This window comes from Paractinoplanes ovalisporus (genome assembly GCF_016834655.1).
Taxonomy (GTDB): Bacteria; Actinomycetota; Actinomycetes; order Mycobacteriales; family Micromonosporaceae; genus Actinoplanes; species Actinoplanes ovalisporus.
The window spans coordinates 556,148-569,060 of record NZ_JAENHP010000004.1; the positions used below are offsets into that span (position 1 = coordinate 556,148).

The 12,913-nt window shown below is 69.9% G+C and carries 12 protein-coding genes; 5 read left to right on the forward strand and 7 right to left on the reverse strand.

Going from position 1 to position 12,913, the window contains the following annotated elements; translation table 11 throughout:
- Positions 1–193: 193 nt before the first annotated feature.
- Positions 194–2,212, forward strand: a complete 2,019-nt coding sequence (gene ftsH, locus JIG36_RS16650) for an ATP-dependent zinc metalloprotease FtsH (protein ID WP_203377452.1) — start codon at positions 194–196, stop codon at positions 2,210–2,212.
- Positions 2,209–2,856: a GTP cyclohydrolase I FolE gene (folE, locus tag JIG36_RS16655; RefSeq protein WP_203377451.1), complete on the forward strand. Its 648-nt coding sequence runs from the start codon at positions 2,209–2,211 to the stop codon at positions 2,854–2,856. The genes ftsH and folE overlap by 4 nt, the downstream gene beginning before the upstream one ends.
- Before the next feature lie 104 nt (positions 2,857–2,960).
- Here folE and JIG36_RS16660 read toward each other — a convergent pair whose 3' ends face one another.
- The gene (locus tag JIG36_RS16660) at positions 2,961–3,464 is read right to left on the reverse strand and encodes a carboxymuconolactone decarboxylase family protein (protein ID WP_203377169.1); all 504 of its coding nucleotides are present in this window, start codon (positions 3,462–3,464) and stop codon (positions 2,961–2,963) included.
- Between the two features lie 64 nt (positions 3,465–3,528).
- On the opposite strand from JIG36_RS16660, the gene JIG36_RS16665 reads away from it, so the two are divergent.
- Both JIG36_RS16665 and JIG36_RS16670 read left to right on the forward strand, forming a co-directional pair.
- Positions 3,529–3,996 (forward strand): MarR family winged helix-turn-helix transcriptional regulator, encoded by a 468-nt coding sequence (locus tag JIG36_RS16665; protein ID WP_203377170.1) that lies wholly within the window; start codon positions 3,529–3,531, stop codon positions 3,994–3,996.
- 159 nt (positions 3,997–4,155) lie between these two features.
- Positions 4,156–4,557 carry a RidA family protein gene (locus tag JIG36_RS16670; RefSeq protein WP_203377171.1) on the forward strand — a complete coding sequence of 134 codons (402 nt, stop codon included), beginning with the start codon at positions 4,156–4,158 and terminating at the stop codon, positions 4,555–4,557.
- A 159-nt stretch (positions 4,558–4,716) separates the two neighbouring features.
- Here the strand turns inward: JIG36_RS16670 and JIG36_RS16675 are convergent, their stop codons facing one another.
- Positions 4,717–5,400: a hypothetical protein gene (locus JIG36_RS16675; protein WP_307872754.1), complete on the reverse strand. Its 684-nt coding sequence runs from the start codon at positions 5,398–5,400 to the stop codon at positions 4,717–4,719.
- A complete protein-coding gene (locus tag JIG36_RS16680) occupies positions 5,397–8,030 on the reverse strand; it encodes an FtsK/SpoIIIE domain-containing protein (protein ID WP_203377172.1) in 2,634 nt (877 codons plus the stop codon). The genes JIG36_RS16675 and JIG36_RS16680 overlap by 4 nt, the downstream gene beginning before the upstream one ends.
- A gap of 100 nt (positions 8,031–8,130) precedes the next feature.
- On the opposite strand from JIG36_RS16680, the gene JIG36_RS16685 reads away from it, so the two are divergent.
- Complete coding sequence (locus tag JIG36_RS16685; RefSeq protein WP_307872756.1) at positions 8,131–8,688, forward strand: hypothetical protein; 558 nt, start codon at positions 8,131–8,133, stop codon at positions 8,686–8,688.
- 2 nt (positions 8,689–8,690) lie between these two features.
- On the opposite strand, the gene JIG36_RS16690 is transcribed toward JIG36_RS16685, so the two are convergent.
- The 4 genes from JIG36_RS16690 to JIG36_RS16705 are packed head-to-tail and all read right to left on the reverse strand — an operon-like array spanning position 8,691 to position 12,913.
- The gene (locus tag JIG36_RS16690) at positions 8,691–9,296 is read right to left on the reverse strand and encodes a hypothetical protein (RefSeq protein ID WP_203377173.1); all 606 of its coding nucleotides are present in this window, start codon (positions 9,294–9,296) and stop codon (positions 8,691–8,693) included.
- Positions 9,293–10,408: a M23 family metallopeptidase gene (locus JIG36_RS16695; RefSeq protein ID WP_203377174.1), complete on the reverse strand. Its 1,116-nt coding sequence runs from the start codon at positions 10,406–10,408 to the stop codon at positions 9,293–9,295. Before JIG36_RS16695 ends, JIG36_RS16690 begins: the two co-directional genes overlap by 4 nt.
- Positions 10,405–10,950 (reverse strand): hypothetical protein, encoded by a 546-nt coding sequence (locus JIG36_RS16700; RefSeq protein ID WP_203377175.1) that lies wholly within the window; start codon positions 10,948–10,950, stop codon positions 10,405–10,407. The genes JIG36_RS16695 and JIG36_RS16700 overlap by 4 nt, the downstream gene beginning before the upstream one ends.
- A gap of 4 nt (positions 10,951–10,954) precedes the next feature.
- Positions 10,955–12,913, reverse strand: a complete 1,959-nt coding sequence (locus JIG36_RS16705) for a DMT family transporter (protein WP_203377176.1) — start codon at positions 12,911–12,913, stop codon at positions 10,955–10,957.

Sequence of the window (12,913 nt, forward strand, 5' to 3'; positions counted from 1 at the left end):
GGATGTCCGGGCAGCGGGCTCACGGGTTCGCAACCGGCACCCACGGTGTACCGTCGAGTGACCGATGGCGCAGTGTCACAAGCGCCGGAGGGGCCGGGACGGCATCGTCGGACCGGGGCCGCCGGTGGGCGGCACGTTGAGGTGACCAGGACGCCGATCAGGAGGGTCCGGGCGCTTGGCGCCCGACAAGAGTATGGAACGTACGCGTTTCTTCCGCCGCCCGGTGGTCTGGATCATTCTGGTGATCATCGGCGTGATTGCGCTGAGCTCGTTCTTCACCAGTGGTCCGAGCTACCAGCGCGTAGATACCTCGGTGGCGCTCGAGCGCCTGAACCAGCCCGGCATCGAGAAGGTCGTCCAGAAGGACAAGGAGCAGACGCTCCAGATCGATCTCGCCTCGCCCGAGCGGTTCGAGGGCAAGACCACCGACAAGATCGAGACCCAGTACCCGTACGAGGTCACGCAGTCGATCTGGAACGAGGTGCAGGAAGCCAAGACCGCGGGCCGGATCACCGGCACGATCAACGCCACCGTCTCGGGCGACAACATCCTCTTCAGCCTGCTGATCAACCTGCTGCCGATCGCGATCCTCGTGATCCTGCTGCTGCTGTTCATGTCGCAGATGCAGGGTGGCGGCTCGCGGGTGCTCAACTTCGGCAAGTCCAAGGCGAAGATGATCACCAAGGACACGCCCAAGACGACGTTCGCCGACGTGGCGGGCTCGGAAGAGGCGGTCCAGGAGCTGCACGAGATCAAGGACTTCCTGCAGAACCCGGCGAAGTACCAGGCTCTCGGCGCCAAGATCCCGAAGGGCGTGCTGCTCTTCGGCCCGCCCGGAACCGGTAAGACGCTGCTGGCCCGCGCGGTCGCCGGCGAGGCCGGGGTGCCGTTCTACTCGATCTCCGGTTCCGACTTCGTCGAGATGTTCGTCGGTGTCGGCGCCAGCCGTGTCCGCGACCTGTTCGAGCAGGCCAAGTCGAACGCGCCGGCGATCGTCTTCGTCGACGAGATCGACGCCGTCGGCCGTCACCGCGGCGCCGGCATGGGCGGCGGTCACGACGAGCGCGAGCAGACGCTCAACCAGCTGCTCGTCGAGATGGACGGCTTCGACACCAAGGGCGGGGTCATCCTGATCGCGGCCACCAACCGGCCCGACATCCTCGACCCGGCCCTGCTGCGCCCCGGCCGTTTCGACCGCCAGATCCCGGTCGACAACCCGGACATGGAGGGTCGCAAGCAGATCCTGCGGGTGCACGCCAAGGGCAAGCCGTTCACGCCCGACGTCGACCTCGACTCGGTGGCCCGCCGCACGCCGGGCTTCTCCGGCGCCGACCTGGCCAACGTGATCAACGAAGCCGCGCTGCTCACCGCGCGTAACGAGAAGCGGGCGATCTCCAACGAGTTCCTCGAGGAGTCGATCGACCGCGTCATCGCCGGCCCCGAGCGCCGCACCCGGGCGATGAGCGACAACGAGAAGAAGATCACCGCGTACCACGAGGGTGGTCACGCGCTGGTGGCCTACGCGTTGCCGCACTCCGCGCCGGTGCACAAGGTGACGATCCTGCCGCGTGGCCGCTCGCTGGGTCACACGCTGGTGCTGCCGACCGAAGACAAGTACACCCAGACCCGCGCCGAGATGATCGACACCCTGGCCTACGCGCTGGGTGGCCGGGCCGCCGAGGAGCTCGTCTTCCACGAGCCCACCACCGGCGCCGGCAACGACATCGAGAAGGCGTCCGGCCTGGCCCGGGCCATGGTCACCCAGTACGGCATGAGCTCCAAGCTCGGTGCGGTGAAGTACGGCACCAGCGGCGACGAGCCGTTCATGGGTCGCAACATGGGTCACGAGCGGGACTACTCCGACTCGGTGGCGGCCGACATCGACGCCGAGGTGCGCGCGCTGATCGAGCTGGCGCACGACGAGGCGTGGGAGATCCTGGTCGAATACCGGGACGTCCTCGACAGCATGGTCCTCGAGCTGATGGAGAAGGAGACCATCACCCGCGAGGACATGGATCGGATCTGTGTCCGGGTGGTCAAGCGCCCGCCGATGTCGCCGTTCAACGGCTTCGGCAAGCGCCTGCCCTCCGAGGCGCCCCCGGTGCTGACCCCGGCCGAGCGCGACAAGCTCAAGGCGCAGGCCGAGGCGGACGGACAGATCGCTGTCGGGCCCAACCCGAACGGCAGCAGCAGCTCGGAAGGCAGCAACTGATAAGCGACGACGACGAGCTCGACTATCTCGCCGCCCGCCTGGTCGACGGCAAGCTCACCGGTGCTCCGGTCGAGCAGGCCGTCGACCTCGGGCGGATCGAGAAGGCGGTTCGCGAGATCCTCATCGCGGTCGGCGAAGATCCCGACCGCGACGGGCTCGAACGCACCCCGGCCCGGGTGGCCCGGGCCTATGCGGAGTTGTTCGCCGGCCTGCGGGTCGACCCGGCCGACGTGCTGCGGACGACGTTCGAGGCCGACCACGAAGAGATGGTGCTCGTCCGCGACATCGAAGTGATGAGCATGTGCGAGCACCACCTGCTGCCCTTCAAGGGCGTGGCGCACATCGGCTACATCCCCGGCCCGCACGGCCGGATCACCGGGCTCTCCAAGCTGGCCCGCCTGGTCGAGGTCTACGCCCGCCGGCCCCAGGTGCAGGAGAGGCTGACCTCGCAGATCGCCGACCTGCTGATGGAGAAGCTGGACGCGCGCGGGGCGATCGTGGTGCTCGAGTGCGAGCACCTGTGCATGGAGATGCGCGGCATCCGCAAGGTGGGGGCCCGTACGGTCACCTCGGCGGTGCGCGGGGCCTACCAGACCGACGCCAAGGTGCGCGCCGAGGCGATGGCGCTGATCAACGCCCGCTGACGTCTGGGCCCGGAATTTCCGCCCGTCGGCGTTCCCGCGCGGCATCTCTCACGCGGCGTTTCCCGCGCGGCATCTCTCATGCGGCGTTTCCCGCGCGGCATCTCTCACGCGCGGACCATGCGGTTGGCCAGGGTCGACATCGTGTACGTCCCGATGCCCAGCACCACCTCGAGCGCGTTGCGCCGCGTGTAGCCGGCCGCCAGGAACTCGGTCATCTGGTCGTCGGGCACCTCGCCGGCCGTGGCCAGCACCCGCAGCGTGAATTCCCGCAACGCCGCCAGCCGGGGGTCGTCCGGCGTTTCCCCCGTACGCAGGGCGGCGATCAGCCTCGCGTCGGCGCCCAGTGTGCGCAGGCGGCCGGTGTGCATGGCCAGGCAGACGCGGCACTGGTTGCGGGCCGCGATCACCATGACCACCACCTCGCGGGCCAACGGGTCGAGTGTGCTCGCCTCGAACAGGTTGCTGGCCTGCAGAAACCCGCCGAGCATCTCGGGCGACTCGGCGAGCAGGCCGACCGCGCCGGGCAGGTGGCCCAGGTGCTGCACCGTCGATTCGATCAGCGGCCGGGACGCGGCCGGGGCGGACTCCAGGGTGTGCGGGGTGAACATCGTTCCTCCGGTAAACTCGTCAACGTGGTTGTCGAAACAGTAAACCAGGTTGTCGAGTTTGCCAATGCCGCCCGCTGACCCGCCCGGCTTCGAGCTGCCGTTGCTGCTGTTCGCGGGCTTCCGGGCGCTCATCGACGAGCTGCACGCGGAACTCGCCACGCGCGGGCATCCCGACGCGCGGCCGGTCCACGGCTTCGCGATGCAGGCGATCGGGCCCGCCGGGGCCACGGCCAGCGAGGTCGGGCGGCGGCTCGGCGTCTCGAAACAGGCCGCCGGCAAGACCGTCGACCGGCTGGCCGCGCTGGGCTATGTCGAGCGGGTCGACGATCCCCACGACGCCCGCCGCAAGCTCATCCGGCTGACGCCGCTCGGCCTCGACATGCTGGCCCAGTCGGCCGAGATCTTCGACCGGTTGCGGGCGCGCTGGGTCGAGAAGCTGGGCGCGGAGCGGGTCACTTCGCTCGAGTCGTCCCTGCGTACGGTCGTGCCCGCCACCGGCTTCCCGGTCGACGTCCCCGGCTGGTTCGGCTAACCGCCCTGTTGGGCCCGTCCCGGTCGCGCGGCGGGCTGTTTCGTTTGGCCGCCGTGGGTGGGGTCGTCCTGGTCGCGCGGCGGGTCGGATTGTGCTGCTGAGTGGGCGAGGGGTGGTTAATCGGTGTCGGGCGCATCGCGGGGTCGGAATACTGGCCGGGTGATCGAGAAATTCAACCCCGCCACCGTCCACGAGCCGCCGGGCTACACGCACATCACCATCTCGTCGGCGGGACGCCTCGCCCACCTCGCCGGTCAGTGCCCGCTCGACCTCGACGGCAAGGTCGTCGGCGAACCGGGCGACTTCGACGCGCAGACCGACCAGGTGATCACCAACTGCCTGGCCGTGCTCGAAGCCGCCGGCGCCGCCCCGGCCGACGTGGTGCGCTCGGTGATCTATGTGGTGAGCCCGGACAGCGCCCAGCTCGCCGCCGTCTGGGACCGGCTCAACGAGTCACCGCTGGCGCCCGCCTTCACGACCGCCTCGACGCTGCTCGGCGTCGCCTCACTGGGCTTCCGGGGCCAGCTGGTCGAGGTCGATCTGACCGCCGCCCTACCCTGATCTCCGGTCGCACGCTCGCGACCGGCGATGCGGCGGCGCGATGCGGTGTGCGGGCGGCGCGGCCCGGGGTGGGAGTAGGGCGGTGCGGCGGCGTGGGGCGTCGCGGTGCGTGAGTGTGGGCGGTGAAGGGTGCGGCGACGTGGGTGTCTCGGCGCGGTGTCAGTTGAGGAACGACGCGAGTCCTACGCCCATGCAGGTGAGCAGCACCGGGACCAGGCAGGCGACGGCCCCGATGATCGGGGTGCGGTCGACCCCGCCCGGGTCGCCGCCGTAGACGAAGCCGATCGTGACCCAGCCCAGACCGAAGGCGATCACCGGCATGGTCAGGCCGCACAGCAGCGCGTAGGTCGGCACCGAGCCCGGATCGGCGACCAGGTAGAGCGCGATCTGCACGATCAGCACGACCGCCGCGAACGGGCCGTAGACGAGCAGGTTGCGCGCCCACGGGCGCCAGCGGCGGGCCGGGGCAGCCTCGGTCAGCAGGGCGTCGGCGGCGTCGGCACTGCGGCGGGCCTGCTGCAACGCGGCGAGCGCGGACGCGGGACCCGTGCCGGCGGCCTGAGCGGCCACCTCCAGATCGGCCGACTGCGGCCGCAGCTCGAGCACCGGCACGGCCAGATCACGCGCCAGCCGGGTCTCCTGGGCCGCGAGCCTCGACCGTACGGAGGAAAGCTCCTGCCTCGCGGCCGTGACCGCCCCCTGATGCTCGGCCGACGCCGCGCTCGCGGCCCGTCGCACGGCATCGAGGCGCTGGGCGGCGGCCAGATAATCGGCCCACGGACCCGGCGCCGGGGGAGCCGGCTGGGCCGGGATCGCGCTGGTCGTCTCCTGCTGGTCGGTCACGCCTCATCACCCCAGTCGTCGCCCACGCCGGGATCGAGGAACGGCACGAGAGAGACCGTACGGTCGGACTCACGGTCATGCAGCAGCGCCCGGTTGGGCCGCGGCTGCCACTCCACCGGCCGGCCGATCATCGTGGACACCTCGGCCGTCGGCACGTTGAGGAACAGCAGCCCGGCGACGTCGTCACCGCCGGTGAACATGCGGGGATCGCGCCACCACGACAGCAGGTGCGCGCCGCGGGACGGGCCGTCGCGCAGGAACGCCGGAAGACCGGTCAGCGTCTCGGGGGCGATCGCGTCCATGCCGAAGACGACGCGGTAGCCGGGACGGCCGGGATCGAACTCGGCTGCCAGCCCGGCCCGGTCGACCAGCGCGACCTCCTGCCGGTGACCGATCTCGGCGGCCAGGGCCTCGGCGAGACGATGCCCCTCGGCGGTGAGCGAGGCGATCACGAACCGCGCCGTACGGGGTTGGTGGTAGGCGGCCACACTGCGCGTGGCCGCGTCGAGCACCTCGGACGCCGACGCCTGCGACCCGAAGATCGCCAGATGCCGGCCCGGCGCCGCGCCGAGGGGGAACGCCACGGTGGACAGGTTCACGTCGAGCGCGCGGCCCAGCAGCGCGGCCGGAGCCCCACCGCGGCCGGCCAGCGCCAGCCGGTAGGTCGGGTCGTCGGCGAGATGTTGATGGGCGTAGCCGGCGAAGATGCGCGGCGGCTGCGACTCCGGATCGCGGGAACCCCACAGCTTGTGCCGCAGGTCGCTCAGCAACTCCTCGTCGGCGTGCGGGTCGGGGAAGCGGATGATGCGCTCGTGCCCGCGGGTGGCGCCGCGTGGCCCGCCCAGACCACCCGCCGTGTTCACCACCGCCGTGCCCAGCGGCAGCCCGGCCGCCGAGTCGTTCGCCGGCTCCAGCACGTCACCGCCGCCGGGCAGCGCGATGCGGACCGGGAACTGGCCGAAGAACGAGTCACGCTTGGTGTAGAGCGCCTCGATGCCGGTCAGGGCCTGGCTGGCCAGCACCAGATGGATGCCGCAGGTGCGGCCCGTGCGGGTCAGCGCCTCGAGCAGCGACGCCGCCTCGGTCGCCACCGGGTCGCCCCCCGCCAGCAGCACCGGGAACTCGTCGATCACGCACAGGATGCGGGGCAGAGGTCGTTTGAGGCCGTCCTCGGCGGCTGCCGCGCGCAACTCCTTGAGGGTCGAGACACCCGCCCTCTCGTACGCGGTGGAGCGGCGCGACATCTCCGCGTTGAGCTCGCGGAGCACGGCCAGCCCGTACTCCCGGTCGGCCTCGACACCCACCGCCCGCGCGTGGGGCAGCCACGTGCGGTCGCTGCGGGTCGGCACGAACTCGGCGAACGTCACGCCCTCTTTGAAGTCGAGCAGATAGAGCGCCAGCTCGGACGGGCTGTAACGCGCGCCCAGCCCGTACAGCACGTTGATCAGGAAGGCCGTCTTGCCCGCGCCCGACCGGCCGCCGACCATCCAGTGTGGTGTCAGGTCGTTGAAGCGCAGCGCCAGCGGGGTGTCACCGTCATGGCCGACCACCGCGCTCAGCCCCTCGGCCGCGTCACCCGCCCACAACTCCTCGCCCGGCTCGGGCAGCAGGTCGGCCAGCGTGACCCGGGACGCGGCGGCCGAATGCGCGGCCAGCTCACGGCAGACCGCGTCGATCAGGTGGGGCGGCGGATCGTCGTCGAGGAACACCGGTGCGTTGAGCCACGAGACGTCCGAGGTCGAGCCGTACGTCGCCCCGGGCGGGTCGCCGATCACCGCGTACGGGTTGCGGACCGACACCATCGTCGTGCGCGGCAGCGGCGCCTGGGTCGTCTCGGCGGTCAGCGGGGGCGGCGGCCAGCCCGCCACGATCAGGTGCAGGCCGGAGTCGGGGCCCTGCTGGGCGAGCGCGGCGATGCGGCGCAACTCCTCGCCCTCGGTCAGCTCGGGCAGGCTCGCGATGACCACCAGCATCATGCGGTCGCGCCGGGTGCGCCGCGGCGCCACCCCCCGGCCCGGGCGCAGCCACTTCTCGGCCTCGGCGAGCACGTCACGCAGGCCTTGGCGGTCGGTGGCCGGAGGCGACATCAGGCCGGCGTCACGCAGGTCGGCGAACGGGGCGAACACCTCGCCGCCGCCGATGCCGTCAACCGCGCGCACCAGCAGCGAACCGGCCGGGGCGGCGGCCAGCAACCGCAACAGAACCGACCGCAGCAGGCCGAAGACCCGGGAATCGGTCGCCGTCGCATCGATCGTGAGATGACCCGTGCCCAGCAGCGGGACGATCGCCGGGAAACGGGCGTCGTCGAGCAGCTGAGCGGCCCCCAGACGGACGAACTGCGGCGGGTAGACACCACCGAGCGGAGTGTTCACCGACTGCGCGTCGAGGGGCGCGCCGAGCCAGCCGGGCGCCAGCGCGCCGGCCGCCGCCCGCAGATCTTCCGCCAGGCGATGCTGCTCCAGCGGATCGGGCGTCGAGGCGTCAGCATCGAGCGCGGCCGAGGCGGCATCCGCGAGGGCGGCCGCCTGCCGGTGCAAAGCGGCAGCCTGCTGGACCCGCAAAGCCGAATCCACCACCGCCCTCACCTCCTGTGTGCGCGGATAAAACTTATCCCAGACGGAGCGGGGCATCGCGTTCCCGGTGCTCGGTTCGGTGTCCGCGTCGTCCGGGCTTGTGCCGTCCACGCCCCGTCCGGGGTGATAGGTGTGTGGAGGCACTACTGTCGTGAGTGTGCAGCCGCAGGAGCCAGTGACCGGAGACACGCCCCCGCCGCCGGGTGGGGCGGCGCCGGTGGCGGCCTCGGCGGCGCCGGTCAAGAAGCCGCGTAACCGGCGGTTGCGGTTGTGGCTGGCTCTGGGGGCGGGGATTGTGGCGCTGCTCTGCCTCGGGGGTGTGGGGGTGGCGGTGCTGCTCTACGACGAGGAAACAAAGATCGAGCGCGCCGACCCGGACCAGGTGACATCGAGTTTTCTGCGGGCCTATCTGGTGAATCGGAGCGATGACGAAGCCGCGCTCTACAGCTGCAAGAGCGATGCGCAGCTGGGTCAGATCGCTTCTCTCCGCACCGAGATGGTCGACCGCGAGCAGAACTTCGGAACAACCGTCACCGCTGTCTGGGAGTCACTTAGGGTTTCCGGCACGACAGATGGCTCGACGTCGGTCAGCGTTGACCTGGTCATCACGGGATCCAAGGGCGGCCAGCAGGTGAGCAGCCGCACCGAACCTTGGATGTTCGGCCTGCTCGATCAAGACGGGTGGCGTGTTTGCAGCGCAACCAGGAAAGCTTGACGCTACTCAACCCAAAGTAGGTGGGCCGACACCTCGAGTGTTCGGGGTGCATGGCCGCTCCAACCCCACCGATACCAGTCGAGCTCGGTCGTGACGCGGGCACAGACGTCGCCCTGATTGTTGGTGTGGAGCTCGGTCACCGCGCGAAGGTCCCGTTCCTCACCACCGTCGTCGAGCAACCGCACCACCCGGCGCCCAGAGAGCGACGGAGCGTCCAGAGCGGCCACCGGCGTCCGACGGGCGGGTTCGTCCAGCGATACGAGACGTGAGGCGGCGTCGGCGGCCGGCAACGTGATGCCCGCGACGCCGTACTCCTCGACCCAGACCCGCTCCACGGGCACGAGCGGGGCAAAGATCTCGGTCTGCTCGGCCTCGGCGCGGTACCACTCGCCCTCGGTCATGATCGGGACGTAGGTGCGGCTGCCCTGCACGACCTTCTCGTCGGCCCGGAGGTCCGAGCGCCAGCCGTGCCCGGGCAGGCCGATCAGAACCCGTCGTCCGCGCAGCTGGCCGCTCATGGTGGCCGGCGTCGGCACGATCGGGCGCGGCGGCTCCAGCTCCCACTCGGGGTGCCCGGCGAACGGGTCGGGGAACGACTCCCCGCTCATCCCGCACCTCCCAGCGGCGCGCCCTGCTCGCGCATGAACTGCACCGGGTTGATCGCCCCGGCACTGGACCGGTCGTTGTTGAGGTGGACCTCGAAGTGCAGGTGGGGCCCGGACGAGTTGCCGCTGCTGCCGACCCGGCCGATGATCTCGCCGGCCGTCACCTCCTGGCCCTCCTTCACGAAGGGTGCCCTGATCATGTGGCAGTACCTCGTCATGACGTCGCCGGCGTGCTGGATCTCCACCATCCAACCGCATCCGCCCTTGCCCGGGTAGCCGTCGACGTTGCAGGTCCGCCGCCCGCGGTGGTCCTCGTCGCACTTGACCTTCGAGACGATGCCGCTGGCCGCGGCCGCGATCGGCGTCTCCTTGCCGGCGATCAGGTCGACGCCCTGATGGGTGGGGCGCGAGGCGGTACGGAACCCGGAGCCGACCACCGCGCCGACCGGGAGGGTCCAGCCCGAGGCCGCGATCTGGCCGCCCGAGGCGCACACCATGGTCAGCGAGCTGCCGACCGCGTTGGCGGCGCCATCGGCGAGCGAGTTCACGATCTGGGTCGCGAGGGGTTCGTGCTTGGCGTAGGCGTCCGGATAGGCGCTGATCTGCACCCGCTGCGCCGCCCGGGTGAGCGACATCTTCTCCCAGCCGGGGATCGTCTTGAGCTTGTTGTAGAACTTCGTGCTCGCATAGACCGGGTCCCGCACCTGGGCCGGCGAGCCCCAACCGCTGCTCGGTCGCTGCTGGAACAGGCCGAGCGAGTCGTGGTCGTTGCGCGAGCCCAGGTTGCCGAGGTTGTTCAGCCGGGACTCCTGCATCGCCGTGGCGATCGCGATGACCCAGGCCCGGGGCGGCATCTTCAGGTCGGCCCCGACATTGATGATGATGGCCGCGTTCCGGATCTGCTCGGCGCCGTACGGCCGGACCCGCGGCAGCTTGGTGTCCGGATCGACCGGTCCCGCCTTGCCGCACCCGCCGGAGGCGGTCAGCTTGTTGTTGCCCTCGTCGGTCAGACCGCCGACGAACAGCGCGGTGATGCTCCCGCCGCAACAGAGCAGCGCCAGCGTCGCGACCAGCGCGACGAGGAGGACGATCTTCCGCGGCTTGGGAATGCTCACGCCGGGTCCCAGTCGATCCCGTCGACCCGCCAGTGGCCGTCCGGCGAGATCAGGCGCAGGCTGAGCTTGCCGGTGTCCATCGTGACGACCGCGTTGACCACGGTCTCGCTCACCGGCACCAGGCTGGGCCGGCCGATCACCCGCTCGGCCGGAACCGACTCCGGTTCGACGCCGTCCAGTTCGTCGGCCAGTTTGCTGGTCGAGTTCGGCAGCAGCTGCGCACGCCATGCCTTGGGCGTGACGTTCTGATGGTCGGCCCAGGCCGACGCGAAGGCGTAGGCGACCGCCTCCGGCTGCGCCCGGCCCGGACTGGTCGACGGGCTGGGCGGCGGATCGGTCTCGATGACGCTGTCGTCATCCTTGGGGTCGGCGCTCACCACCGGGCCGGGCGAGGCGGTGCCCAGCGACGGCTGCGAACCGTCGTCGCCGGCGAACAACCGGCCGATGCCGATGATCGCCAGCACGATGACGGCGAGGACGATCGCGACACCCCAGCGGGAGCGGAAGATCCGATTGAGGCCGAGTTCGAGAGAGCGGGGCATGCGATCACTTGGCCTCGGACCGGATGCGCGGCGTCCGTGGCGTCGCCGGTTCGGCGCTGGTGCTGCCGGTCTCGGGGCGGTAGATCGCGTAGGACGACGGCTGCTCCGACACGTCCGGCTCGCTCCAGCCGGAGGTCCTCTGCTGCCGGTTCGGCGTTGGCCGGGCCGCGGCCACCGGGACCGGTGCCTCTTCGCGCGACGACTCGTTGCCGTCCGGCCGCGTCGGAGCCGAAGCGCCGCCCCGGCCACCGGCGATGACCGGATCCGCATCCGTCCGCCTTGCGGCGTGCGAGGGGTCCTCGAGCCGCGCCTCTGGCCGCAGGTTGCCCTGATCGACGTAGACCGTCCGGCCGCCCTTGCTGACGATCTGGCCGCCGTCACCGGCGTCAACCGTGTCGAGCTTGGAAGCCTCACGCATGTCCCGGAAGAACTTCCGGTGCCAGGAGCCGGTGGCGATCGTGCGGGCGCCGTCCTTGCCGCCCAGCTGGGTCACCCGTCGGTACGGGCGTAGGAGAAGCCAGCCGACGACACCGCACAACCAGACCAGCACTACCTGGAGCCAACCGGGCAGGCTCGCCGTATTCATGATCAAATCGACGGCGAACAGATAGATAGCTGCACCTGTGCCAAAGATGGCGATGTTGAAGACAGCGGCGACGACAGCGTTGCCGAGCCGCTTGATTCCGGCGTTGGCCGGGCGTAGAAGGCCGATTGTTCCGAGGATCGGTGCAGCGATCACTGCCCATCGGAAGACCAAGAAGCCCAGTAGGACCAGGACGGATGCCGTCACGTCGAACATCGCGAACATGATCGCGGCCAGCATTGCGATGAATCCGGCGCCGATACGGTCCATGCCGTTGACGCCCTGAAGGTATTGGTATGCCTCGGGGTCTTCCTGTTTGATCTGCTCGGCGACCTTTTCCCACTGAGTGTTCTTGGCGTCGATTGTCGCGTCGCGGTCAGCAGGATTGGTGCGAAGACGCTCGGCATCACGCCACGAGAAGGAACGGGCGTCGTAGAGGGCTTTGCCGTACTTCTGCGCGGTTTCGCTGTCCGCCGAGCCAAGGAGACCGCGTAGCCAGTTGCGATAGAGCATGGTTTCGGTGGAGGTGTCGCTCGCCCGGACAGCCGGCGGCCGGTTGTCGTCACAGGCTCCCGGTGTCGGATCGTCGCACTGGCTCGCCGGGGTGTTCTGAGCCCGCGGGCCGACAGCGTCATGCACCACGCCGAGCGTCGTAATCAAGCTCTGATCTGCAATGTTGGCCGAGCGGACAGGCCACGCAGCGATCGCTGTTACAGCCACCATCACCAGGATGGCCCAACCAGCTGTTGTCGTCGCCGCGCCCATTTCCGCTTGCCGAGACCGCCAGAGCAGATAAATGCCCACGATCGCCAACGTGATCACGCCGAAGACGCTGAAGACTTTCTCGTAGACCGCCTTGGTGGCTTGGTCAACGAGAGGATCGGCCCAACCCCAGAGGGACGCCGGGTCCCACGCGCGCTCTCGAAGGGCGTTCGATGCTCCAATGATCGCAGTAGCAATCATGAACTCGCCGTTGGCGACCGTCGTCTCAAATTTGTAATCCGGGTCGATCAATGTGGACGCGCAACCGCTGTCCAAGTCGTAAGTCGTGTAGCTGTATCCCGCGTATCCGTACTGGCTGTAGAGGCCCTGCGGTCCGTTTTTCGTCGACGATTCCGGACGTTCTGCGAACCATCCCGCAAGCCCGGAGTCAGGGGTGCTGGGGGTAGGGGGAGTCAGGCACTGAGCGCGACTCGCACCTACATCAGCGAGGCGGCTGACGCAGCCTTTGAAATCTCCCTGCCACTCCTCGACGCTGCAGGCGCCCCCCGGCGCCCGGGCAGGCGCAGCCGAAGCAGGCGGAGCCGCCACCGCCCACACGATCGACGCCACAACCATGACGAACATCGTCATCAGCAGCGCCAACCCCCGCCGCACCAT